General features: G+C 65.7%; 25 protein-coding genes. 11 read left to right on the top strand and 14 right to left on the bottom strand.

Translation table 11 applies throughout. The annotated features are described in order from the left end of the window. Positions 1-41: 41 nt before the first annotated feature. Positions 42-482, top strand: a complete 441-nt coding sequence (locus RCH07_RS05195) for a hypothetical protein (RefSeq protein ID WP_326966415.1) — start codon at positions 42-44, stop codon at positions 480-482. Further along, entirely contained in the window at positions 479-1180 is a 702-nt protein-coding gene (locus RCH07_RS05190) for an SRPBCC family protein (RefSeq protein WP_326966414.1), read from the top strand. Before RCH07_RS05195 ends, RCH07_RS05190 begins: the two co-directional genes overlap by 4 nt. A 25-nt stretch (positions 1181-1205) precedes the next feature. Here the strand turns inward: RCH07_RS05190 and RCH07_RS05185 are convergent, their stop codons facing one another. The 6 genes from RCH07_RS05185 to RCH07_RS05160 form a co-directional block, all read right to left on the bottom strand. After that, complete coding sequence (locus RCH07_RS05185; protein ID WP_326966413.1) at positions 1206-2555, bottom strand: phosphoribosyltransferase; 1350 nt, start codon at positions 2553-2555, stop codon at positions 1206-1208. A gap of 101 nt (positions 2556-2656) precedes the next feature. Then, a complete protein-coding gene (mgtA, locus tag RCH07_RS05180; protein WP_326966412.1) occupies positions 2657-5392 on the bottom strand; it encodes a magnesium-translocating P-type ATPase in 2736 nt (911 codons plus the stop codon). Positions 5393-5507: 115 nt separating this feature from the next. After that, positions 5508-7556, bottom strand: coding sequence for a putative bifunctional diguanylate cyclase/phosphodiesterase (locus RCH07_RS05175; RefSeq protein WP_326966411.1), 2049 nt, complete (start codon positions 7554-7556; stop codon positions 5508-5510). A gap of 108 nt (positions 7557-7664) precedes the next feature. Continuing rightward, the gene (locus tag RCH07_RS05170; protein ID WP_326966410.1) at positions 7665-8336 is read right to left on the bottom strand and encodes an esterase/lipase family protein; all 672 of its coding nucleotides are present in this window, start codon (positions 8334-8336) and stop codon (positions 7665-7667) included. Further along, on the bottom strand, positions 8333-9151 hold the full coding sequence (locus RCH07_RS05165) for an alpha/beta fold hydrolase (RefSeq protein WP_326966409.1): 819 nt from the start codon (positions 9149-9151) through the stop codon (positions 8333-8335). The genes RCH07_RS05170 and RCH07_RS05165 overlap by 4 nt, the downstream gene beginning before the upstream one ends. A gap of 84 nt (positions 9152-9235) precedes the next feature. Beyond that, positions 9236-9445 carry a hypothetical protein gene (locus tag RCH07_RS05160; RefSeq protein WP_326966408.1) on the bottom strand — a complete coding sequence of 70 codons (210 nt, stop codon included), beginning with the start codon at positions 9443-9445 and terminating at the stop codon, positions 9236-9238. A 485-nt stretch (positions 9446-9930) separates the two neighbouring features. On the opposite strand from RCH07_RS05160, the gene RCH07_RS05155 reads away from it, so the two are divergent. From RCH07_RS05155 to RCH07_RS05130, 6 genes are all read left to right on the top strand, one after another. Beyond that, a complete protein-coding gene (locus RCH07_RS05155; protein ID WP_326966407.1) occupies positions 9931-10344 on the top strand; it encodes a cupredoxin domain-containing protein in 414 nt (137 codons plus the stop codon). Between the two features lie 44 nt (positions 10345-10388). Then, positions 10389-10820, top strand: coding sequence for a hypothetical protein (locus RCH07_RS05150; RefSeq protein ID WP_326966406.1), 432 nt, complete (start codon positions 10389-10391; stop codon positions 10818-10820). A 181-nt stretch (positions 10821-11001) separates the two neighbouring features. Further along, positions 11002-11775: a CHRD domain-containing protein gene (locus RCH07_RS05145; RefSeq protein ID WP_326966405.1), complete on the top strand. Its 774-nt coding sequence runs from the start codon at positions 11002-11004 to the stop codon at positions 11773-11775. 24 nt (positions 11776-11799) lie between these two features. Then, a complete protein-coding gene (locus RCH07_RS05140; protein ID WP_326966404.1) occupies positions 11800-12501 on the top strand; it encodes a class F sortase in 702 nt (233 codons plus the stop codon). A 48-nt stretch (positions 12502-12549) separates the two neighbouring features. Then, positions 12550-13191 carry a hypothetical protein gene (locus RCH07_RS05135; protein ID WP_326966403.1) on the top strand — a complete coding sequence of 214 codons (642 nt, stop codon included), beginning with the start codon at positions 12550-12552 and terminating at the stop codon, positions 13189-13191. Between the two features lie 43 nt (positions 13192-13234). Continuing rightward, positions 13235-13687, top strand: coding sequence for a cupredoxin domain-containing protein (locus tag RCH07_RS05130; RefSeq protein WP_326966402.1), 453 nt, complete (start codon positions 13235-13237; stop codon positions 13685-13687). 370 nt (positions 13688-14057) lie between these two features. On the opposite strand, the gene RCH07_RS05125 is transcribed toward RCH07_RS05130, so the two are convergent. Both RCH07_RS05125 and RCH07_RS05120 read right to left on the bottom strand, forming a co-directional pair. Further along, entirely contained in the window at positions 14058-14405 is a 348-nt protein-coding gene (locus RCH07_RS05125; protein WP_326966401.1) for a cytoplasmic protein, read from the bottom strand. Positions 14406-14475: 70 nt separating this feature from the next. Beyond that, positions 14476-14898, bottom strand: a complete 423-nt coding sequence (locus tag RCH07_RS05120) for a VOC family protein (RefSeq protein ID WP_326966400.1) — start codon at positions 14896-14898, stop codon at positions 14476-14478. A 264-nt stretch (positions 14899-15162) separates the two neighbouring features. Between RCH07_RS05120 and RCH07_RS05115 the strand changes: the two genes are divergently transcribed. Further along, positions 15163-15414: a DUF2630 family protein gene (locus tag RCH07_RS05115; protein WP_326966399.1), complete on the top strand. Its 252-nt coding sequence runs from the start codon at positions 15163-15165 to the stop codon at positions 15412-15414. On the opposite strand, the gene RCH07_RS05110 is transcribed toward RCH07_RS05115, so the two are convergent. Further along, complete coding sequence (locus RCH07_RS05110; protein WP_326966398.1) at positions 15402-16775, bottom strand: alpha-amylase family glycosyl hydrolase; 1374 nt, start codon at positions 16773-16775, stop codon at positions 15402-15404. The genes RCH07_RS05115 and RCH07_RS05110 overlap by 13 nt on opposite strands. A gap of 551 nt (positions 16776-17326) precedes the next feature. Between RCH07_RS05110 and RCH07_RS05105 the strand changes: the two genes are divergently transcribed. Beyond that, positions 17327-17476, top strand: coding sequence for a hypothetical protein (locus RCH07_RS05105; RefSeq protein WP_326966397.1), 150 nt, complete (start codon positions 17327-17329; stop codon positions 17474-17476). A gap of 315 nt (positions 17477-17791) precedes the next feature. On the opposite strand, the gene RCH07_RS05100 is transcribed toward RCH07_RS05105, so the two are convergent. Beyond that, positions 17792-18541 carry a GAF and ANTAR domain-containing protein gene (locus RCH07_RS05100; RefSeq protein ID WP_326966396.1) on the bottom strand — a complete coding sequence of 250 codons (750 nt, stop codon included), beginning with the start codon at positions 18539-18541 and terminating at the stop codon, positions 17792-17794. Positions 18542-19021: 480 nt separating this feature from the next. Between RCH07_RS05100 and RCH07_RS05095 the strand changes: the two genes are divergently transcribed. Beyond that, positions 19022-20338, top strand: a complete 1317-nt coding sequence (locus RCH07_RS05095) for a S8 family peptidase (RefSeq protein ID WP_326966395.1) — start codon at positions 19022-19024, stop codon at positions 20336-20338. 1710 nt (positions 20339-22048) lie between these two features. Here RCH07_RS05095 and RCH07_RS05090 read toward each other — a convergent pair. From RCH07_RS05090 to RCH07_RS05075, 4 genes are all read right to left on the bottom strand, one after another. Further along, positions 22049-22600 carry an RHS repeat-associated core domain-containing protein gene (locus RCH07_RS05090; protein WP_326966394.1) on the bottom strand — a complete coding sequence of 184 codons (552 nt, stop codon included), beginning with the start codon at positions 22598-22600 and terminating at the stop codon, positions 22049-22051. A 32-nt stretch (positions 22601-22632) separates the two neighbouring features. Beyond that, on the bottom strand, positions 22633-22773 hold the full coding sequence (locus RCH07_RS05085; protein ID WP_326966393.1) for a hypothetical protein: 141 nt from the start codon (positions 22771-22773) through the stop codon (positions 22633-22635). Continuing rightward, on the bottom strand, positions 22770-23153 hold the full coding sequence (locus tag RCH07_RS05080; RefSeq protein ID WP_326966392.1) for a hypothetical protein: 384 nt from the start codon (positions 23151-23153) through the stop codon (positions 22770-22772). Before RCH07_RS05080 ends, RCH07_RS05085 begins: the two co-directional genes overlap by 4 nt. A gap of 21 nt (positions 23154-23174) precedes the next feature. Next, on the bottom strand, positions 23175-23762 hold a 588-nt coding region (locus RCH07_RS05075), incomplete at its 5' end, for an RHS repeat-associated core domain-containing protein (protein WP_326966391.1).

Below are 23762 nucleotides of genomic sequence, written 5' to 3'. Positions count from 1 at the left end.
GCGAGGCATCTTCTGTCACTTGCCCGGGAAAGGTAGGAGCGATGGCACAGATTCAGGCACCCGGGACAGCCCGGCAACGGCGGACCACCGGGCTGCCCGGAAAGATAGTGGGCGCATTCTTCCTCTTCACCGGCGGTATCCACTTGGGGATCGTGGCCGCGGGACCGGAATTCTACCGCCACTTCGCCGACGAAGCCCTGCTGCCCTTCATCACCGCCGCTTGGCGCGACGTCTTTATGTCGAACCCCGCGCTTTGGGGCTTGGCACTCTGCCTCGGCGAGCTCACCTTAGGGCTGCTACTGCTCGGCGGCGGAACGTGGGCCAGCGCCGGGTGGGCCGGCGTGATCGCCTTTCATCTGGGGCTCATGCTGTTCGGCTGGGGCTTCTGGTTCTGGAGTGTTCCGGCGTTGGCGTTCCTCATCCCGTCCGCCACCGCGCATTGGCGAGACCAGCACCAGCTGCAGAAAGTAGCTACACCATGAGCAGTTCCCGGCCGGCAATCCGGATTCGTGGCCCGCTGGCGGCCCTGGCCGCGGCAGCGGCAGCCGGCGTCTATGTCCTCGCCGTCCGGCCCCGGCTGCTGAAGTGGGGTGCGACGGTGCAGGAGGCCGCCGGACCGCTGCCCGGTGACGAGCTGGTGCGGACGCCGCGTATGCAGACCACCCGGGCCGTGACCATCGCGGCACCGGCCGAACGGATCTGGCCGTGGCTCGTCCAGCTGGGAGCAGGGCGGGGTGGCATGTACAGCTACGATGCGCTGGAGAACGCAGCAGGCCTGGGCATGCACAGCGCGGACGGGATCCTCCCGGAATTCCAGCAGCTCGACGTCGGTGATGTCATCCCGCTGGCGCCCGACGTCGGGATTCCGGTCCGGCGCTTGGAGACCGCGTCCGTGCTGGCCCTCGGCGGCACGATGGATCCGCGCACCGGGAGGATCACCTCCTCCGACGGTGCGGCCACCGGCCCGCGACTCGAGCTGGGCTGGACTTTCGTGTTGCTGCCGGTGGACGCCCGCACCACGCGGTTACTGTCCCGCACCCGATACGACTATTCACCCCTGCCGTTGGGGTTGGTCTTCCGCCCGCTACTGGAACCGCTGCAATTCCTGATGGAGCGGCGTATGCTTCTTGGCATTAAGTCCCGGGCCGAGGGCAGCCGCCCGCCGAGGTACGGGAGGTAAACGGCGAAATCGGCTAAGACAAGCTTCATCGCCGGCGTTGCCCGGGGGGCAACAGGTATTCCACAAACCAGTCCCTGGCGAGAATGGCGGCCGCCGCCAGCGTGCCGGGTTCCTCAAAGAGATGGGTGGCGCCCTGGACGACGGCCAACTGGTTGGGGCAGCGCATCATGGACTTCGCCTGGCGGTTGAGTTCGAGCACCTCGTGGTCGTAGCTGCCCACGATCAGGAGGGTAGGCGCCCGGACGGCCGGGAGCCGGGGCCCGGCCAGGTCCGGTCGGCCGCCGCGGGAGACGACGGCGTCAATCCTCGCGGCGGGTTCCGTGGCCGCCAGTAGTGCGGCACCGGCGCCTGTGCTCGCGCCGAAGTAGCCCACCCTGCAGGAGGCGGTGTCGTCCCTCATGGCGAGCCAGTCAGTGGCCGCAGATAGCCGGCGCGCCAGCAGGTCGATGTCGAAGACGTTGGCGCGGTTGCGTTCCTCGCCAGGCGTCAACAGGTCCAGCAGCAAGGTGCCAAGCCCCGCCTGTTGCAACATGCCCGCGACGAACCTGTTCCGCGGGCTGTGCCGGCTGCTGCCGCTTCCGTGCGCGAACAGCACCACTCCCCGGGCCGGAACGGGAAGGTGCAGCCGGCCCTGTAGCCGCACATCGTGGCACGGGATCTCCACGTCCTCATCCAAGTCCGCGGCATGCTGGGCTGCGGCACCCGTCCCGTTGCTGGAAACAGGCGGCGAGGCTTGCAGGCGCTTGGCTGCGGCGTCGAGAAGCTGCACCACCTCGCCGTCTTCGGTCGGTGAAAAGTCCCGGTAGTGGCAGCCGACGGCGGAGAACTGCTGGGGCGTGGCCAGGCAGACCAGCTCATCCGGCTCGGACAGGCTCGACAAGGTATCGGCCGGAGCCACCGGCACGGCCAGGATCACCCGTGCGGCGCCGAGCTTCCGCGCGACCCGGCAAGCCACCCGGGCAGTGGATCCAGTGGCGATGCCGTCATCGACGATCACGGCGGTGCGTCCGGTGAGGTCCTGCCGGGTCCGTCCCTTCCGGAACCGGGCCACCCGGTTCTCCAGCACGGCGCGTTCGTGCTCTTCGACGGCTGTTAACTCCTGCTGGGATACCCGGGAATGCGCGAGTACATGCTCTTCCAGCACCCGAGCGCCACCTTCGCCGACCGCCCCCATGGCAAGCTCCGGCTGGTAAGGAAGGCCGAGTTTGCGCACCACGATCACATCCAGGGGCGCGTCCAGCGCCGCGGCAACCTCGAACGCCACCGGGACACCGCCGCGGGGTAGGCCCAGGACCACAACATCTTGGCCCCGCAGTTCCACCAGCCGCCTCCCCAGTTGCCGGCCGGCGTCGACCCTGTCTTCGAAAATGCTCATCAGCATGGCTTTCCAGTCGGGACAGCGGCCGTGGGCTCATCCAGGCATACGCTCCGCAGGCCGGGAAAACAGGCCATGTGGCCGCTCCCTCCCACTATGGGTCAGGAACCGCCGGGAGGTGAGGGCCTTTGTGCCCGGATTCGGCTCCGGCCGGGACCCCGGTTGTGAAACACCCGGGTGCGGAGGAATGGCCCTGCCGCCGCGGTGCTGAACCGGGCGGCGCGGCGCGCGATGTGGTGGGTGCCGCCGCGGCGGGGGGCGCCCGCAGACTTGACTTGGACAAGCTGCTGGGCGGCGCGGGCGAAGAACCAGCGTTTAGCCACTTCGACCAGGACCAGATAGACCGCGGCCATCCCCAGCAGGGCCAGGAAAAACGGCACCGGCAGCGGATCGAAGCCCAACACACCGGCCAGCGGCGAAAGCGGCAGGAAGATGCCCAGGGACACCACCCCCAGCGAGGCGCCCAGCAGCCCTGCGGAGGGCCTGCTGCGGTAGAAGGGCACGCGCCGCGTCCGGATCGCGAAGATGATCAGTGTCTGCGTGGCGATGGACTCGATGAACCAGCCGGCGCGGAATTCGCCCGGGACCGCGTTGAACACGAACAGCATCAGGGCGAAGGTGGCGAAGTCGAATAGAGAGCTGATCGGGCCGAAGAGGAACATAAAACGCCGGATGAAGGCGATGTCCCAGTGCGAGGGTGCCAGCAGTTGCTCCTTGTCCACGCGGTCCCCCGGGATGGCGAGCTGGCCGGCGTCGTAAAGCAGGTTGTTGAGCAGGATCTGCCCCGGCAGCATCGGCAGGAAGCTCAGGACCACGGAGGCCGACGCGGCGCTGAACATGTTACCGAAGTTGCTGGACGTGCCCATCAGCACGTACTTGATGGTGTTGGCGAAGATCCGCCGGCCCTCCATCACGCCCTCGGCCAGGACGCCCAGGTCCTTGTCCAGCAGCACGACGTCGGCGGCGTCCTTGGCGACGTCGGTGGCACTGTCCACGGAGATGCCAATATCCGCGGCGTGCAGCGCCAGCGCGTCGTTGACGCCGTCACCCATGAACCCGACGGAGCCGCCGCTCTGCCGCAGCAGCCGGATGATCCGGGCCTTCTGCTCGGGTGAGACGCGGGCGAAGATGCTCGCCTCGCGTGCCGCGTCGGCCAGTTCCGGATCGGACAGTGCCTCGACCGCGGCGCCGGTCAGCGTTCCGCCGGAGAGCACCCCCAGCTCGGCGCACACCTTTTCAGCCACTTTGGCGTTGTCCCCGGTGGCGATCTTGACCGTGATGCCGAGCTGCCCGAGCCGGTCCAGCGAGGCGCGGGCGGTGGCCTTGGGCCGGTCCAGGAAGATGAGGAAACCGGCGAGGACCAGGTCCTTTTCGTCCGCCGGCGCGATCGCCGTCAGGCCCTCGGCTGCCCGGGTGGCGACGGCAACCACCCGGGATCCGGCGTCGAACTGTTCATCCAGCACTGCCTGCACGCCGGCCGGTGTGTCCGCGCAGAGAGCCAGCACATCCTCCGGCGATCCCTTGGTAACCATGTAGGCCGGGGCACCCGCCTCACTCACCAGCACGCTGGTCCGGCGACGGACGTGATCGAAGTCGATGACGTCGAGCCGTTCATACCGGGCAGGCTCGAAGTCCGCGGCGTCGGCGGAGGTCCACAGCGCGGCGTCCAGCGGATTCAGGCCCACCGCGGACGCCTTTGACTCTGCGTAACCGGACTCGGTGGCTAATAGTCCCAGGGTGAGCAGCTCGCCGGGCGCGACGCCGGGGCTGGCGGGAAGGGCGGAGGTGAAGCTGATCTGGCCCTCGGTCAGCGTCCCGGTCTTGTCCGTGACGAGGATGTCCATGTCGCCGAGGTCCTCGATGCAGACCAGCCGTTTGACCAGGACCCCGCGTTTGGCCAGCTGCCGGGTCCCGGTGGCCAGGCTGGTGCTGACGACGGCGGGCAGCAGCTGCGGCGTAATCCCGACGGCGATTGCGAGCGAGAACAGCAGCGACTCGATCACGGGCCGGTGCAACAGCAGGTTCGCGATGAAGATCAGCGAGGTGAGGCCGGCGGCCACCTGCAGCAGGAGATAGGAGAACCTTTTGAGACCCAGCTGGAATTCAGTCTCGGGCTGCCGCTCCCCAAGGCCAAGGGCGATCCGCCCGAATTCCGCCCGCCCGCCGGTGGCGAACACCACGCCGGTACAGTTTCCGGACTGGATCACGGTCCCCATGAAGAGACACGACGTCAAGTCCCCCAGTGCAGCGGTGCCGGCCACCGGTGTGGGATCTTTGGCAGCCGGCAACGACTCCCCGGTCAGGATGCTCTCATCGCAGAGCAGGTCCTGCGCCGCCAGCAGCCGCATATCGGCGGGGACAATCGCACCAATGGACAGATGCACGACGTCGCCGGGCACCAGGGCGGTCACTTCGATTTCGACGGCGGCCCCGTCGCGGACCGCGACGGCCCGGTGGGTGACTCGGGTGTGCAGCGCCTCGGCGGCGCGTTCGGCACGGAATTCATTGCTGAAGCCGAGACCCACGCTGACCAGCAGGATCACGCCGATCACGATCGAGTTTGTGGCGTCGCCCAGGACAAGCGACAGCCCTGCCGTGATAAGCAGCAGGATGAGGATGGGGCTGCGGAGTTGCCGGCCCAGGACCGCCCAGCCGCTGGCCCGGTGGGTGCGCACCGCGTTTGGCCCGTGTTCGGCGAGGCGCTTCGATGCCTCCTCGCTGCCGAGGCCGAGCGCACTGGAACCAAGCCGCGCCACCACCTCGTCCGCGGGCCGGCGGGCGGCGTCGGCGATCGCCAGCGACGGGACTGATTGCTCCCGTAGATCGAGCTGTGGCATGCAGGATCCGTTCAAGTGTCGTGTTAGGCCTAGGTTACGTCCGAAAGCTGAATACTTCCTCGCATGCACGCCGATTCCCCGGCCCCGGGCGGGCACTTGGCGTGACCTCCAGCCGTCAGGAACCGCCGCGGATTTCGCTGATCAACCAATCAACAATCATTTGGCTGGCCCCGGAGCTGCCTGCCGCACGGTGCTGCTGGGTGTGCCAGCGGTCAACATCGCCCGGCCGGGCCCCACGGAATTCGAGGTAGGCGGTAAACGGGCACTCCAGAATCGTGGCCGGGTGTGGGGAACCGAGACGCACGAACTTCCAGTGATACGCCAGGGCGCCCAGCGCGGTCCTGATCTGGCGTGGGACGATCCGGGATTCGAAATCCGTCGACCAGCCGGGCGCCTCGGCAGCGGGCATCGGCCAGGCGAGGTGATAGCCCTGGCCGTACTGGGCGCCGAGCACGGCCACAGCCTCCGTCATGCCAAGGTCTTCCAGGCCTTCGGCGACAACAGCCATGCCGAAATCGCGGCCGATCTGGACCAGAGTTGCGATCAGGCTGAGCGTTTCCAGCGGGCTGCTGTGCAGGCCGGTGAGCATGTCCCTGTCAATCTTCACGGCGGTGAAAGGAAGCATTGAGAGGCGTTTGAGGCTGCTGTAGCCGGCTCCGAGATCATCCATGGCGAGACCGACGCCCAGCTCGACGAGCCGGTTGAGCGGACCGCTGAGCATGTCCCAGCCGATGCTCTCAGTCTCGAGCAGTTCCAGGACGAGCCGCTGCGGCGCAATTCCGTGCCGCACCAAGGCCTCTTCAATGAACCGCGGGCAATCCGGGTCCAGCAGCGTAGACGGCGCGAGGTTGACTGAAACCTTGGTGGAGAGCCCCACGGCGTCCCATTCGGCGAGCTGCGCCAGCACCTGGTCCAGTCCGAGCCGGAACAGCCGGGCGATCTGGGCCGGGCCCAGATGGGGGAGGAACGCGGCCGGGGGAACGCGGCTGCCGTCTTCCAGTTGGAGCCGGGCAAGTGATTCGAACAGGTACAGGCTCCCGTCCCGGAGATCCACAACGGGTTGCATGAAGATCTCCAGTCCGCCGGCGAAAAGGCGTTCGCGGTATAGGTCCATCAATTCCCCGCCGCCATCGGCTCCCTGGGCATTCCCTGCCGTGGACGTTGCTGCTGGCGGAGGAGACCCGGGAGCAGGCGTGTTCCCAGCGGTTCCCTTAGCCAGCTTCCACCAGCCGGACGGACCGCCGTCGCGGGCTTTGGCCAGCTTGAGGGCAGCGTCCGCGTTGAGCAGGAGGGTGCGCATGTCAGATCCGTCGCGCGGCGAGAGCACCAAACCCGCACTCATGGCCACGAAGATCTCATCGCCGGCGGCTTTGAAAGGTGATTCGACGCTGAGCCCCAGCCGCTGCAGCGCGGCGGCCAGCGTTTGCGGTGCCTCAGTCTCCGGGGCGTCCTGAATCACGAGGACAAACTCGTCGCCGCCCAGCCGGGCGAGGAACTCCCCCGGCTGGAGCCGGGCCTGCATCCGGGCGGCCCAGTCCTTGAGGATGACATCCCCGGCCTCATGGCCGTAGAAATTATTGACTCCTTTGAACCCATCGAGGTCTATCAGGCCGACGGCGAACACCGGCCGGGAGCCGCCGTCGGTGTCCAATACCCTAAGGAGGTGGGCGTCCAGGGCGGCGCGGTTGGGCAGGCCCGTCAGCGGATCGTGGGTCGCCTGGAAGCGGAGCTGTTCGTGCAGGGCCATCCGGGCGTTGATGTCCCGTTGCACACTCACGAAGTGCGTGACCTGGCCCCTCTCGTCCAGGAGTGGTGTGACTTTCAGGGCATTCCAGAACGGAGATCCGTCCTTGCGGTAATTGAGGACCTCGCGCTGGATCTTTTCGCCCCGGGCCAGGGCCGCCCGGATATCCGCTACAGCTTCCGGCGCGGTTCCGGGGCCCTGGAGCATGCGGCAGTTGGTACCGAGTACCTCGACCTCGGAGTATCCGGTGATGGCCGTGAAGGAGCGGCTCGCGTGCAGGATGTTCTGTTGCGCGTCTGTAATGAGGGAGATCTCCGAGGTGGCCGCGAAAGCACGGTCAAGGAGCTCCCGGGGAATGCCGTCGGCTACATCGAGCGAGGCACCGGGCCCCACCGGATGCGGCCGTCCCTGATAAGCCATGCTTGAGCCTTCGAATAGTCAGTCCGGGTTGCGGGAAACGGGTTGCGGGAAAGGTGGGTTCACTGACAGGGTAACCCACCTTTGACCCCCGGAACGCCGCACGTGGCGCTAGACAGCCGCCGCGTCGAGGATGGTTCCTATGGTGTCCTCGTGAGCCAGGATCTTGAAGTGGCCGGCGGTTTCCAGCCGGATGTTCCGGGCGCCGGGCAGCAAACTGCCCTCGGGGATGTGCGGGTCGAAGATCCCGTAGATGGAAGTGATGCGTTGGTTGACGCGTTCCTCCCGCGAGAGCTGCACGGTCACCGCGTTCCGGGGCGAGAAGGCGCGCAGGCTCGGAAGCAGCATGAAGGCCGCGTAGCGGGAGCCGGAGAACGGGGTGCACACGGCGGCCATGCCCGTGATGCGCCCGTCCGGGTCCAGGGACATCATCGCGTATTTGCCGATCAGCCCGCCTTTGCTGTGGGCGACGATCATCACGTCCTTCAAATTCCTGTCCCGGAGGTAGCCGGCAATCAGCTCCGCCGCCTGGGGGACCGCGAGCCGGTTCCGCTGCAGCACCGTCACCACATGCACGGGGTGCCCGGCGTCGTGCAGTCGCTTCACGAGCGGCTGCATAAAGCGCCAGTCCTCATAGATTCCCGGAATGACGACGACGGGCCGGCCGGTTCCGCTAAGGAAATCGACCGGGCGCGTCCTGGAAACCGCGCTGCCCAGCTGCCGCCGGAGAGCATAGAGGTAGTCCTGGCACCACCAGCGGGCGGCCTGGAGCGGGCCGCTCATGCCGGGTTTGCCTGCGGAGTGTAGGTGGCCGCGGTTCGGAGCCCGGCGAAGGCCGTGATGGCCTCGGCCACCTCGGCGGCGCGGTTGTGCTGGACCACGTGGCCAGTTCCCTGGATTTCCAGCATCCGTCCTTTTGGGGCCAGCTCGGCCAGCCGGCGGCTCCAGTCGGTGGAGGCCACCGGATCGTTGGCGCCGCGCAGCACCAGGACCGGCGCCGTGACGCGGGTGATCTTCTGGTCCGTGGGGTAATCCATCATCACCCGCAGGGTCTTGAGGTACCAGCGCGGCCCGCAGCGGAGGTAGTCGGTGAAGACGATAGCGTTCGAGGAGGGGCTCTCGTAGAGCAGGCTGTCGAGGCCCAGCGCCAGGGTCTGTTGTGCCACGGTGCGGCGCTTCGAATCCACCACCGGTCCCATCAGGACCACGTAGGGAATCCGCCCAGGTTGCTGCAGGGCGGCCTCCGTGACGAACTGGCTTCCCATCGAGTGCCCGACGATCACGAACTTCAGCACACCGAGCTGTTCCATGGCGCCGAGGATGTACGTGGCGTGGTCGGCGACCGCGAGAGTGTGTTCAGGCCTGGGCGTGGCGCCGAAACCGGGCAGGTCGATCGAGTAGGTGTCCACGGATTCCGCCAGTAGCGCGTGGAGCCGACGCAGGTAGCGGTGCGAGGCGCCGATCCCGTGGATGAGCACCACAGCGAGCCTTGCCTGCGCTTTGTCCGGGAACGGGGCCAGGGCGGACGGACGGCGGGAAGCGAACACATGGCCGACGTGGCCTGCGGCCTCGATCTCTATTCGGTCGGGCCTGCTCATGGTGGGACTCGTTTCTGTTCTGTACTGCCTTGTTCGGTTCCGCTTTACCGGTGCCTAGTAAGCATACTGACAGAACCGCCCCGGCTACTCGTCGCGCTTGTCCCGTTCGCTGAACTCCTCGTCGAGGTCATAGTGCCGGAACTCGGTCTCCGGATTCGGTGCGCCCTCGGCCACGTATTCGTAGTCCAACTGGCGCTGGACCTGGCTGTCGAGGACCTGCAGATCCTGGTCCTTCACCTTGCTGAGGTCCTCAGGAAACTCGTCTTCGGGCTTGAGGTGCAGCTTCTCGGTCATTGCATGCCTCTCTTGGCCAGGAAAGGTGGACTCGACTGTGCGGGGCCCTGGCCGTTTACAGGATAGCCGTGCCCCCGGCAGGAGGGGAACACGCGGACCCGCAGGACGCCCGCGCGTCGAACACGAATTCGGCGGTTTCTGGCGCCGGAGGGGGAGCATCCGGGTTATTTGTGTTTTGCTCGCGTCCGGGGAACAACACGCCCGGAGCCACGCCCGTAGACCACGCGAAGGGGCCCTACCTGTCGATGCTGATAACGCGCCCGCTGGAGTCACCCTATGCAGACCGTAAGCGTGCTGTGTTTCTAATCAGGAAACTTTCTCCCGGCATCATGGCCAGCCAAGTTGCTGCGGCGCCTCGAATCCTTGGGAAACATACAGCCGGGATGCCGGCCGGGCAGTCCGTCGGGGCGGCGGCGGCGAATAAGGTGCGCGGGGTAGTTTCCTGATGAGCGCGTCGTCCGGCGTGCGCGGAGAATAACACCCCTGTGAAGGGGATTATCATGAAAGCAATAAATCGTATTTTAGCCGTAGCTGCGGCCGTGTCGTTGGTCGGCCTTACGGGGTGCGCCGCACAGGGGCGGGATCCGTCATCCCCGCCGCCTGCCGCCGGCAGTTCCTCGGCCCCGTCATCCAATGCTTCGGCGCAGGCCGCTGAGGCGGTCATTACGATCCGGGACTTCGCCTACGAGGTTCCGTCGTCGGTGAAGCCGGGGGCGATGGTGACGGTGACGAACGCGGACAGCGCCCCCCACACCCTGACCGCCAAGGACCAGGGCGGATTCGACATTGAGGTCCCCGCCGGCGCGACGGTGATTTTTCGGGCGCCCGATGACCCGGGCGAGTACGGAGTCATCTGCAGTTTTCATCCGCAGATGACCGGGACGCTGGTCGTGAAATGAACCGGTCGGAACTAAACCCAGCCAATCGCAAGTACACCGTTTGGGTGCTGCGTATCTTTGTCGCGGCGGGCCTGGTCGCCAGTGCCGTGGTCCATGTCCAGCTCGCACCGGGCTACCAGCAAGCCGCCCCGGGCGGCCTCGGGCAAGGCACACTCTTTTTGATCCAGGCAGGAGTCGCGGTCCTGGCCGCGGTGTTCGTTCTACTCAAGGGGTCACGGACCGCTTTCGCGGCCGCAGCAGTGGTGGCCCTGTCATCGTTGGCCGCAGTCATCCTCTACCGGTATGTCCAAATCCCAGCCCTTGGTCCGCTGCCTGCCATGTATGAACCCGTCTGGTACGTTGCCAAGGTTGTCACGGCCGCGGCTGAAGCTGCCGCGGGTGGTTTGGCTGTGGCCGGATACGTCTTGCTGCAGACGAGCCTGCCGGGATCACGGCCAACTGCCCGGGGCCGCCGCCGCAGTGCTTCAGCCGCCTGATCCAGGCATGTTCACCGGGCCCTGGAAGTCCGCCGGGCGACGGGCAGGCAGAGCCCTGCCAGGAAATATGTGGCGGCGACCATATTCATTCCCATCCTTTCCCGGTACTGCTCCGAAGTACCGGTGGCCCCTTCTTCAGGGGCGCCAACATCACATGCGCGTGTACAAAGGAGATTTCCCCATGAATAAGACACTTCGCTTTATGGCCGTCCCCACCCTGGCTTTGGCCGCCCTGGCCCTTTCCGGCTCCCCGGCCATGGCCGCGGACCAGTCCTACCAGTCCACGCTGGGTCAGCTCAACGGCAGTGCAGGCTCCGGCACCATCACTGTTGATGTCACGGGCAACCAGGCCCACGTTGTCCTGAAGGTTTCGGGGATGCCCGCAACCTTCATGGACGCCCCCTACCCGCACGTCCAGCACATCCACGGCGGCAAGCAGGGTGTTTGCCCGGCCCCCTCGGCCGATAAGGACGGCGACAAGGTCATCTCCACCACCGAGGGTGACCCGTCCTACGGCCCCATCCAGACCACGCTCTCCACCAGTGGCGACACCAGCCCGGCAGCCGGTACGGATCTTAAGCTCGCCGGCCAGGGCGCGTCCTACACCGTCGACCGCACGTTCGAACTGAACGCAGAGACCCAGGCATCCCTGAAAGCAGGAACCGCGGTTGTGGTCGTCCACGGCCTGGACCCGGCCACGCTGAGCACTGCCGCCCAGGCGGCGAAGAGCGACATCGTTCCGAGCCTTCCGCTGGCCGCCACGTCCCCTGCCCTGTGCGGGACCTTGAAGGCCGGTCAGATGAAAATGCCCGCAGGCGGCGCTGACACCGGCGTCACCCAGGAAACCGGCACCGACACCGGAGCCCTCGCCCTCGGCGGCGGCCTCGTCCTCGTCGCCCTCGCCGGCGGAGCCTACGTCGTGCGCCGCCGCATCACGGCCGGCGCGGCAGCCTAAGCACCGACTGAACGGATCACTACTGTGAGAACCAAGAATCCCGGCCGCCACGGAGGCCTCCGGGCCTCGGTGGCGGCCGGGGTTCTGCTCCTGCTGTCCCTGGCCGGCTGCGCCGCCGGAACCACCGATGCCGGGTCCGCCCCGCCCGCTTCCCTTGCAGCCTCGGCTTCGGCCTCGGCCACCCCGACCGTCCCTCCCCCGACAACTGCGGCCACACCACCCCCCGCCCCCGCGGAGGTTCTGCCCGCACAGCAGCTTCCGCCGGTGCTCGGCGCCTCCGCTCCCGTCAACCTGAGCATTCCCTCGATCGGGGTCCGAACAAATCTCCTCCAGCTGGGACTACGCGAAAACGGGTCCCTGGAAGTCCCACCGGACACCGGCAGCGGCGCACCCGCCAGCTGGTATAACAACTCCCCCACCCCCGGGGAACGCGGCCCCTCCGTGATGCTCGGCCACGTCAACGCACTCGGCGGCAACACCGGAGTCTTCGCGGACCTGCGGAAGCTCACCCCCGGTACCGAAATCAACATTTCACGAACTGACGGCAGCACCGCCGTGTTCACCGTTGACCACGGAGCCCTCTACAGCAAAAACCAATTCCCCACCCTCGAGGTCTACGGAAACACGCCGGGCGCCGAACTCCGGCTGATCACCTGCGACGGCTACGACCCCACCACCGGGCTCTTCGATGACAACTACGTCATCTACGCCAAACTCAAAGCCTAACAACGGCCGCTGACCCGAAAGGACAGGGCGGCCAGGACGGAAAAAGCTGTGAAACACCGCAAAACTTTGCTGGCCTCCCTGGCCTTGTCCGCTCTGCTGCTTTCTGGCTGCGCAGCCGCTGCCGGGTCCGTGTCCGCGCCGGCGGGGGTGTCGACGCCCGCCCCGTCCGCAGCCTCCCCCGAGGCAGGGCACACAGACCGCCACGGCGGCGGGCATCACGGCGGGGGAACGTCCTCGCCCGGCTCAACCAAAAACGGTCCCAGTGACGCTGCTCTGATGGTCTGCGGAAACCAGCCAAAAGACAGGCTCACGTCCATCCTGGACCTGGACTCGGACCCGCACACCATCAACGACTGGGCTAACAACACTTACACCTGCACCTACCACCTGGACGAAGGGTCACTGGTAATCTCCGTCCAGGAAGCCACCGACAAGGCCTCGGCATTGAAATACTTCGACGGGATGCAGGCCCTCGCGAAAGAAGCCAAACCCATCGAAGGCCTCGCGAATCTGGGCTTCCCGGCCTATGAAACCGCCGATGGGTCAGCCATTTTCCAAAAAGACAACTTCATCCTGCACGTCGACGCCAGCGGCCTTCCCGCCACCATCGGACCGGAAAGCATCACCAGGAACGCCCTGGCCTACCAGCTCTCCACCACCATCCTCGCCTGCTGGATCGAACACCCCTGACACCCCTCCGCACCACCACCCGGAGCCAACGAAAGGTTTCATCATGACCGCCGACATCAGAACAACCCGGGCGCTCGGACTCGCCGCAGCAGCGGCGGCGCTGGCTCTCTCCGGTTGCGGAAACCCCGGCATGTCCGGGCCCGGCACGACAGCAACACCACCAGCGGCAGAACAGCCAACATCGGCCCCGGCCCCCACCACTGAAACAACTCCCTCAACCCCCAGATCGGCCTCTTCAGCCGCCGCGGCGGCTTCGACAAAAATCCTGATCAAGGGCTTCACATACCAGGGAGCCGAAACCGTCAGCCCCGGAGCCGAGATCACCGTCACCAACGAAGATCTTGAAGCGCACACCATCACCGCTGACGCCGGCTCCGCGTTCGACGCCAACATCAAACCCGGCGCCGGCACCTTCACCGCACCGACCAAACCCGGCACCTACCCCTACCACTGCAACTTCCATGGCAACATGCGCGGAACCCTCACAGTGAAATAGGATCCCACGGGAGATCTCTACCAGCGCCGAACCAATTTCAGCCGCTGTGCTACCCGTCCCGTTATTTGACGACGCTGCCGTCAAGGCAACGAAACCGTTCGCATCGCATGGGAAACCCAAGTGTTCGGCAAACGGATACTGGCCACCACCCACGACCACTGGCGTATCGCCGAGATCACCCCGATCCAGGACCAGCTCACCAAGATCTTCAACCTCCAAGTGGGCCCTAACAAGCTAGGTCAAGCACCCAGGCCACGCCCAAACGGCTCTGACCTGCACGGATACAAGTCTCGGGCCGCTGACCAAGAAACTCCCGCCAGGCGCAGCAACACCGTGGGTGCAGGTATCCAAACGGAGCACATGGCGGCCGCTAGTCCGAAGCGGGGCCGAGGGGTTCCGGACCTTCGGCCGGGGCCGGGGCCGGTTCCTTGAGTTCCACGAACATGGTGTGGGTGGCGGTGTCGCCGATGTTCGTACCGGAATGGTCCTGGGCGGGCAGCCAACGCGCCGTCCCGGCGGGGATTTCGACGTCGACGTTGTCGCCGTGACCGGACAGTCGGCGGCGGAAGGAGCTCAGCGTGATCATCACACTGTCCGGATGGTGATGATCAGCAGTTTTGTCGCCCGGTGTGTCGGTGTACTCCAGTACCCGTACACGTTCGTTTTCAAAGACCACCCGATACAGCCGGGGGTTGCTTGCTACCGGATCCTTACCCATGGGCGAGAGCCTACGCCCACGGGCGCGGAGCACGCCAGAGGCCGACGGGCCGGCGACGACCGCGGCCCCACTACGGATTCACGCCCGGCTCTGGACCGACATTGACCATCCAGTCGGTGCCGAACTTGTCCGTGCACATGCCGAAGACGTCCCCCCAGGGTGCCTGCTCCATCGGCACGGTGACGGTTCCGCCGTCGGCGAGCCTGTCATAGTAGCCGCGCAGTTCGGCGTCGTCGGCGCCGCTGAGGGACACCGCGACGCTGCCGCCTGCGGTGTAGGCCATGCTGTTGGGTGTATCCGCTGCCATCAGCACCATGCCCTTATCCGTCGTCAGCATGGCGTGCATGATCTTGTCCTGTTCGGCAATGTCGTCGCTCGCGTGGTAGTCGCCGAAGGTGCTCATGGTCAGCTCACCGCCGAACACCGACTGGTAGAAAGTCATGGCTTCTTTCGCATTGTCGCGAAAGCCTAGGTACGGGTTGAGTGTGGTCATGTCTGTGACTCCTTGCAGCTGGGGCGCCGGCCAGGGTGCCATGTTGCGGCCGCGGTATCGGCGCACTTTTACACGGCATATCCTGCCCCACATCAGCCGTTCTGGGTAGCTGTCTGCCGAAGTCCATTCGGCCGTGCCCGCAGCAGCGAACGCGCGCCAGGTCCCGGCCGCTTCCCGAGGATTCATGCCACGAGCCGCGCTCTGGCCCCCGCGCCGACGGCTCGCTACGCTGGCGGGAGGACGCTACGCAGAAAGAAGGCCGTCATGGACGAACAGCACATCCTTGAGCGAATCTCGGCGCTGGTGGAGGAAGAACAGGCGCTTCGCGAGAAGGCGCCCTCCTCCTCACCGGACTATGAACACGGCTCGGAGCACGCGCGGCTGAAGAGCGTTGAAGAGGACCTGGACCAGTGCTGGGACCTTCTCCGGCAGCGGCGGGCGAAGCTGCAGTACGGCGAGAACCCGGACGAGGCGGCACCGCGCCCCGTCCGGCAGGTTGAAAACTACGAGTCCTGACCGCCCAGGATTGCCCAGCCTCGCGGCGGAATCGCGACGACGTTCCGCCCGGACGGCAGGTACCCCTCACCGGCCAGGACCACCGCGGCCGACGCCGGCACCTCCAGTTCCGCCGCTGCGGGCGAGAGGTTGAGGGCAACCGTCAGTGACGATCCCTCCCCCTTGGCTTCATAGACCAGGTGGTCGTTGCTCAGGGCCAGCACTTCGGTGCGGGCCGCATGCAGCCAGGCGTGCCGCCGTCGGACGCCGATCAACTGGCGGTGCAGTTCGTAGATGTGCCGGCCAACGGCGGAGAGTCCGGACGGCTCGGCCGGGAAAGCGGGCCGGACGGCGTCGTCTCCCCCGGCGCGGTCTTCCTTGATGCCGCGAAAGCCCTGCTCATCGCCGGAGTAGATGGACGGTGTGCCGGCCACGGTGAATAGGACCACGAGCGCCAGCGGGAGCAGGGCCGGGTCGGTGAGTCTGCTGGCGATCCGGGTGACGTCGTGGTTGCCGACGAAGGTCAGCGGCACGAAAGTGTTCAGCAGGGCGTTGTGCCGCTCCAGCGCCGAGGCAAGTTCGTAGAAGTTCCCGTCATTGAGCGAGCTCCAGGCAGCCTTCCACAGCTCGTACTGGGTGGCGGAATCGAGCGAGCCGGCGCGGACCTCAGCGGCGTAGTCGCCGTGGATGTACTCGCCCACGACGTAGGCCTCCGGGAAGTCCTTCTTCGCGGCGCCCACCACCACGGACCAGAACGACGGCGGAACGGCGTACGCCGCGTCCAGCCGCCAGCCGTCCGCACCACGTCCCAGCCAGTGCTTTATGACCCCGGCGACGAACTCGGCAACCTCGGCTTCGTCATGGTTGAGCGCGACGAGGTGGTGGTGGCCCTCGAAGTCCGCGTAGCCCGGCTCCGCTCCCGGAGCCCAGCCGGCGGCGGGCCATTCGAGCCGGAACCACGGTGCGGTGGCGGCGGACGGCCCCTGTGCCAGGACGTCCCGGAACGGCTGGAAGGAACGGCCGGCATGGTTGAACACGCCGTCCAGCAGCACCCGGAGGCCGCGCGCGTGGGCCTCCCGGATCAGCTCGTCGAAGTCGGAGTCGTCACCGAGCCGGGGATCGATCCGGAAGTAGTCCGTGGTGTCGTAGCCATGGGTCTCGGAGGCAAATATGGGGCCGAGGGCGATGCCGGAGGCGCCCAGTTCCACCGCGTAGTCGAGCCACGGGAGCAGTTGCAGGAGGCGGTGCTGCACCGCCGCATCCACGGGGAGGGCCGCTTTTTCCGCGCCGGTGAATCCCAGGGGATAGACCTGCCACCATACGGCGTGCCGGACCCAGTCTGGTTCCGGCACAGCTGGTTCCGGCACAGCTGGTTCCGTCATGGCTGCACGGGCCTTTCCTCGAAGAATACGTCAGTTCCCCATTCTGCCAGTCCACGCCGGCGGTTGCCGGCTGCCGGGCGACGCCGGGCAGCCGGAGCGCGGCCGGCGGCTTACCGGCGGCTCCGATCGGTGTCTCCGGCACATTCCGGCCCGTCAGGAATGAACTGGCCCGGTTCTCAAGGAAGTTCCAAGGCGCAGGCCCTAGGATTCGGAGATGCGGTCACCACGGTTGACCAGCGGAGATTTGAAGGGACGGGAACATGGGGACTCAGGCGTTGTCACCAAAGCACGTGCGGCGGGGGCCGTTTTTTTGGCCGCGCTGGTTCCTGCTTCTGATTTTGTTGGCAATCATTGCCGCGTGGGCCCCGCTGGTCGCCTCCGCGGACTGGTCCGCCGCCGGAGCCCACGCAGCGGAAAAGGTGTGACCGGGCTGCTTCTGCGCTGAGGGCGAAGGTCAAGACGCCGAAGCCCGTGTCTGACTTCGACTCTTAGTTTCGAGTTTCATTCCGCATCCGGGCGCCACAGCCCAGGCCTTCCTCGGCTGGAATGCCATGGCCACCGCCGGCGACACCCAGGTGGGCTCCGTCCTGATCGCCTCCTTCACCGGAGTGGCCCGCAGCAGCTCAACAAAGACCCTAGACATCGTCAACGGCGGCGCAGTGGCGGTCGCGGCGTGGAGCCTGCCAAAGTCAGCCGGCTAGTGGTCATTTTCGTTAGTTCGTCGGAGGTCAGACGGAGCCTGGACCTTTCGCGCCGGGGAACATGCCCATTCTGCGCACCCGGGACTGGGCACAATGACACTATGTCCATCCGCTGCCCCCGGCGCGGGGCATGTCCCCTTGGGCCGGTGTCCAGTCCAGCGGGACATGCCCATTCTGCGCACCCGGGACTGGGCACAATGACACTATGTCCATCCGCTGTCCCCGGCGCGGGGCATGTCCCTGAGCCCGGCCACCGTGCCCAGACCCCCGACGAACTAGAGAAAATGCCGGCTAGCAGATCCGCCGGAACGCCGTTCAGCGCTTCTTGGTCATTTCCCCGCTGACAGTCAGCTGCTCCGCTACGTCGTGGAGCTTGATATTCAGCTCCGAACTTGCCCGTGAGAGCAGCAGGAACGCCTGATGGGCGGTGATCTTGAACCGTTCCATGAGGATGCCTTTGGCCTGGCCGATCAGGTCCCGCGTATCCAGCGCGTGGGTGAGCTGGCTGACCTGCTGGCTACCGGCCACGGCCACCGCCGCATGGGCTGCAACCAGGGCCCCGATCCGCTCGGATTCGGCGTCGAATACGCCGACCTCATTGCCGAAGAGGTTCAGGGCGCCGAGGTGGGCGCCGTCAACGAACAGCTGGAAGGAAAGCATGCTCCGCGCTCCGAGGTCGTAGGCCGCCCGGGAAAAATCGGGCCAGCGCTGGTCTTTGCTGAGATCCGGGACGCTCACGACGCGTTTCTCATAGGACGCGTCCATGCACGGCCCCTGACCCGTTTGGCTTTGGAGGGCATCCACCCGGCGCGGAAGATCGCCGGACGCCGCCCGCGAGTCGATCTCGTGGCGGCCGCTGATCAGGCTGACCGAGGCTTCGGCTACGTGCGGCACCAACTCCAGCACGGCATGAACGATTCCCGCCAGCATAGAATCCGTGTCATCCTCCTGCTGCAACTCCCGTGCGATATTGCCGAGGCGGGCGGCAAGGTCAGCCGCGCTCATCGCCGGCGCGTCCTGCTCCGCCGTCGTCCGGTCACCGGTTTCCGCTGACTTGGAAACCATCCTGACGCCTCCTTATGCCTGTGCCGGCTCGAACGTCGGCTCGAATAATCCTGCCTCACTTCGAAATATACTCCGCCGCGCGACGGCCGGCGGGAGAACTTGGGACGAGGATTTAACCGGGCGTGTTCCTCGCAGGAGATTGGCGGCAATCCGGCCTTATCTCTGCAGTATGAGGGTGTTGCCATGGAGGGGCGCTGATCGAAACGCCGGAGGCCGACGACGGCGGGAACATCCCGCCGTCGTCCGCCTCCGCCCGGTGGCTGTCCGAAGTTTTCCCTAAGGTCCGGCTGCATCACAAAGCTGCGGGCCTAAGCTAGGACAGGGGGCACTCAAAAGCGAAGACGCTTACTGGAGGCCACTATGTTCAGCGCAACCCGCCGTCAGGCATCACCAGCACGGCCGGAACCGGCAGCCGCACTGCCAGGCCGATACCGGGCGAACGCCGCTCCCCCCAGAATCAGGTCCTGGCTCCGTCGAATCGTGGCCAGTCTCGCGGCTGCGGCGCTGGCAACGGGCGGCGGATTCGCAGCCGCTGTCCCCTCAGCCGCTGCCGAGCTGCAACAGAAATACATCGTGGTCCTCCACGACGGCCTCGATCCGGCTGTCGCGGCCGCGGCCCAACAGGGCACCTACGGCCTCACCGTGTCCACGGTCTACCGGGAAGCCGTCAACGGCTACGCCGCCACGATGACTGTGGCCACGGCGGCACGCCTCGCAACTGAACCGGGCGTCGACTTCATCGCAGCGGCCAGGACCTTCGATAAGCCGAAGGACCCGGAGTCCAGCACCCAGTTGGCGCCTTTCTGGTGGCTGCGCCTCGGCGGAAATCCGCCCGATGATGCGGAGCAGCAGGGCAGCAAGACGTCTGTCAACGTCAATGTCGCCGTCATCGACAGCGGAATCGACGGCACCCATCCGGACCTGAATGTGCGCGGCGGAATCGACTGTTCCTCCGGATCCCCGGTCAAGGTGACGCCCACGGATCCCGTGGGCCACGGGACTTTCGTGGCGGGCGTGATCGGAGCCAAGGACAACAAGCTGGGCGTGATCGGCACGGCGCCGGGGACCCCGCTGTGGTCCGTGCGCGTGGGGGACGACGACGGTGTCATCACCGAAGACATGCTCATCTGCGCCATCGACTGGGTGACGGCGACGCGCAAGGACAGGGACAAAGCCAACGACATCCAGGTGGCCAACATCAGCATCGGCGGCCCGGGCGCCGATACCTCCGGCTGCGGAAAGGGCATCGATCCGATGCACTTCGCCATCTGCCGCTCGGTCAAGGCCGGTGTGGTCTACGCCGTCGCGGCCGGTAACTCAGCTGAGGACATCGCCGGAACCGTCCCCGCCACCTACGACGAGGTGCTGACCGCCACAGCAATGGCCGACTTCGATGGAAAAGCCGAAGGCCTGGCCGCTCCCGTCTGCGGCTCGGAGGACTGGTCCCGGCTGGGCCAGCTGGACGACCGCCCGGCCTTCTTCTCGAACTTCGCCAGCCAGCGAAAGGACAAGGCCCACACCCTCGCCGCCCCCGGGGTCTGCATAACGTCAACGGCGCCCGGAGGCTACGCGGTGGCCCACGGAACCAGTTTCGCCAGTCCCGCGGTCGCGGGATCGGTGGCCCTGTGCATCAGCCGCGAGGAATGCGAGGGCTCGGGCAAGGACGTGATGTCACAGTTCCTGGACCACACCGAGGCCTACAACAGGAACAATCGCGACTTCGGTTTCGACGGCGACCCGTTCCACCCGATCGAGGGGCAGTACTACGGCTATCTGGCGCAGATCGCCAAGTACTGAACGGCCCGGCAGGAGCGGATCCCCCTACTATCGCTGGGACACCGTTTTCCGTCCGGAGTGGACTTTGACAGGAATATCTTGGGCTTGGTCGAGCTCTTGGGGCGGAAGCGGGCGTGAGATGAGGTAGCCCTGGGCGGTGTGAGCGCCGAGTCCGCGCAGGACCTCCAGCTGGGTGTCTCTCTCGCTGTTGTTGATGGGGTCGTTGGCGGCGTAGGGGTTGGCATGGGCCGGGGTCTAGGGGTGCGTCGAGGGTGTCTTGTTGGGTCCAGCGGCCCAGGGTGGGGTTGTACCAGAGTTGGCCGTATTTGACCCAGCCGGCCGGTGACGCGGTCCGGGATGCGGGCTTTGAAGGTGTAACGGTTCTGGTTGGTGCCGAGACCGCCGGAGTCGGCGGTGAGGTTCGGGACGCCGTACGGGTGTTTGACCAGTTCCACCTGATTGCCCGGGATCAGCCCGGCCGAGAGCGCGCAGCGGTAGAAACTGGAGAGCGCGGCCAGTCGGGCCACGACGGTGGCCGGTCCCTGGTGAGGATGTGCCTGTAGGCGTCCACGACAGGACGGGTGACGGTGAGCAGGTCCATGCCCTGCCCGTCCAGCCAGGCACACCAGCCGTTCATGGCACGTGTAGGCGTACAGGGGGTGCGGTGAGGTCTGGGCCAGCTGTCATGAGGCGATGGTCGGGCCGTGGCGGAGGGCGTTCGGTACGGTGGAGGGTCTCGCGGCAGACGCCATGCCCATGCGATAAATGACCTTTCGTGTGGGCATGGTCGCTGTCGACAATGTAGCAGTCGCCGCCTATCTGGGCCTCCGTGGAGAGCGCCCGGACTTCGACTTCATCACGAGTGGAAGGATGGCAAACCCTGCCAATATTGGGCCTCCGACAAAACCGAAAAGAAGCGCTTGTGGCCATCCGCCTATCAGGAACCCTACGAGGCCCCAGATGATGACCGCGAGGATTCCAATTACAACGATCCTCAAGGTTCTATGCCCTCCAAATAGAGTCAATGCCTTTTCTCCTCCCAAAATTATAGCTTTCCGAACACTCCGAAGATCGCGCCGCCTACGGCTCCGAGGGCGGTTTGGCGACCAGCTTCTTCATTGGTTGCTCCCTCAGAAGCAGCATTGGCACCCCCGAGGATGGCTCCGCCCAGTGCGCCAAACGCGGCTGCTCCGACTAGGCATCCGACAACAGCGGTGAGTGCGCATACCGCTCCAATTCCTGCAGCGGAAATCGCTCCTCCCACGATGGCCCCCACCACAGTTCCGAATAGATTTTGGCGGTGGGATCACTGTTGTTGATGGGGTCGTTGGCGGCGTAGCCGATAGGGAGCACCCCTCACTAACGGCGCAGCCACATTGCCCGCTGTCCCTGCCGGTCGCGATGATCAGGGGGATGACTCCTTCCCGATGCACCGCCGAAAGAATGACAACTGCCAATGTCCGCCGGGGATGGGGCATCCATGGCCGCACTGTGACCGAAGGAAATACTCAGGTCGAGCTAGGACCAACGGGTCAAATCGAACCTCGGGAAACCGTCACGACAACAAAAAGCATCAGCAGAACGAGTCCTGCGAGGATTGCGAGAATTGTCCAGGCGCGTGCAGGACCGATCCGCTCCCCCCGTGACCGGGGATGACGCATAAAGTACACGGCGCCCAGCATGATCATTGCAATGCCGGCCAATCCCACTGCAAGCACAGCGACTCCTTTCTTAGCTACATGCAAAGAACGTGATGACACCGGAAACAGCGGCCGCGACCCCCGTCGCAAGGGCACCTGCTTCCAGGACAGCCCCCGCCGGCGCCCCGGCTATAGTGCCCGTGGCCACTCCGCCCCAGAACGCGAGGCCAGCTGCGGCAACACCGAGGGCGGCAGTGGTTGCTCCGGACTGCGAGCAGGTATTACGGCCGGTCGGGTCTGTGTTGTTGATGGGGTCGTTGGCGGCGTAGGCGTAGCGGTTGGCGTTGGCGGGGTTCAGGGGTGTGTCGAGGGTGTCTTGTTGGGTCCAGCGTCCGTGGGTGGGGTTGTACCGCCGTTGGCCGTATTTGACCCAGCCGGTGGTCCGGTCCTGGATGCCGGCTTTGAAGGTGTAGGGGTTCTGGGTGGTGCCGAGGCCGCCGGAGTCGGCGGTGAGGGTCGGGACGCCGTAGGGGTCGTAGTCGTAGGCGAACGCGATGGTCGGGGTGCTGGTGATCAGGGCCGCGGGGTTGCCGGTGCCGTCGTAGATGTAGAGGGACTGCATCCCGGAGCTGGTGCGCAGCATCAGGGCCTCCCCGGTGACCGGATCGTGTTCGACTAGGCGGTGAGGTTGTCCTTTTTGTATTGCTCGATCACGGGCAGGCCTTGGGCGTCGGTGCGGCCATAGGCGACTTTGTAGGTCCCGTTCGGGGTGGTCTGGGACACCGTGGGGATTTCGCAGAATGCAATTGGGGTCAAGTGATGGTCTTCGATTGTCGGCCTTCCCCAAGAGCTGAACGAACCTCGTGTAAGAGGCTTTCGAGCTTCCGTTCCAGTGCCTCTTCTGTACCAAAGACCAAGTGGTCGTTGAGATACCACCCCAGCCGGTCAAACGCGCTTGATTTTACGTGCGTCCGTCCATTTTGGGCCTCGAGTTGAATAGTCAGACCGACTGGGATGCGTCTAGTCCCAAGGGGGCCAAGGAGTCGAAACATCGCGTCCGATCCGGAATGAACTTCCAAACCGTCGGCGGTTTCCTCCGTTCGAAGACGCAATGATTTGAAGTGCCCGGAAAGTGCTTCTTTGGATCGTTGTTTATCCAGCGAAGTCGAAAATTCATCATTTTTGCGGTACTTCACGTGAGCCCTTTCTAGACGTCTTCACTGCCAGGTGCAACTTATGGATCCCCAGACACCGCCTCTGAGGACACCGTTCCCAAGGGCGCCTCCGACGGAGCCAATCACGGCGCCCGGAAACGCTCCCACTCCTCCAATGAAAGAACCAACGAAGCCGCCGCCCACGGCCCCCCAAAATAGACCTTCCTTTGTATCTGCCAGGACAACTCCGCCAACACAGTTCCAATACTCATCGCTAAAGAGGCTGTAGTTGCCGGTGGGGTCTGCGTTGTTGATGGGGTCGTTGGCGGCGTAGGCGTAGCGGTTGGCGTTGGCGGGGTTCAGGGGTGTGTCGAGGGTGTCTTGTTGGGTCCAGCGTCCGTGGGTGGGGTTGTACCAGCGTTGGCCGTATTTGACCCAGCCGGTGACGCGGTCCTGGATGCCGGCTTTGAAGGTGTAGGGGTTTTGGGTGGTGCCGAGGCCGCCGGAGTCGGCGGTGAGGGTTGGGACGCCGTAGGGGTCGTAGTCGTAGGCGAAGGCGATGGTCGGGGTGCTGGTGATCAGGGCGGCGGGGTTGCCGGTGCCGTCGTAGATGTAGAGGGACTGCATCCCGGAGCTGGTGCGGAGCATCAG

This window comes from Arthrobacter sp. CG_A4 (assembly GCF_035985125.1).
Taxonomy (GTDB): domain Bacteria; phylum Actinomycetota; class Actinomycetes; order Actinomycetales; family Micrococcaceae; genus Arthrobacter.
Note: the sequence above shows the minus strand (reverse complement) of the source record. Positions and strands in the feature narration are given on the sequence as shown.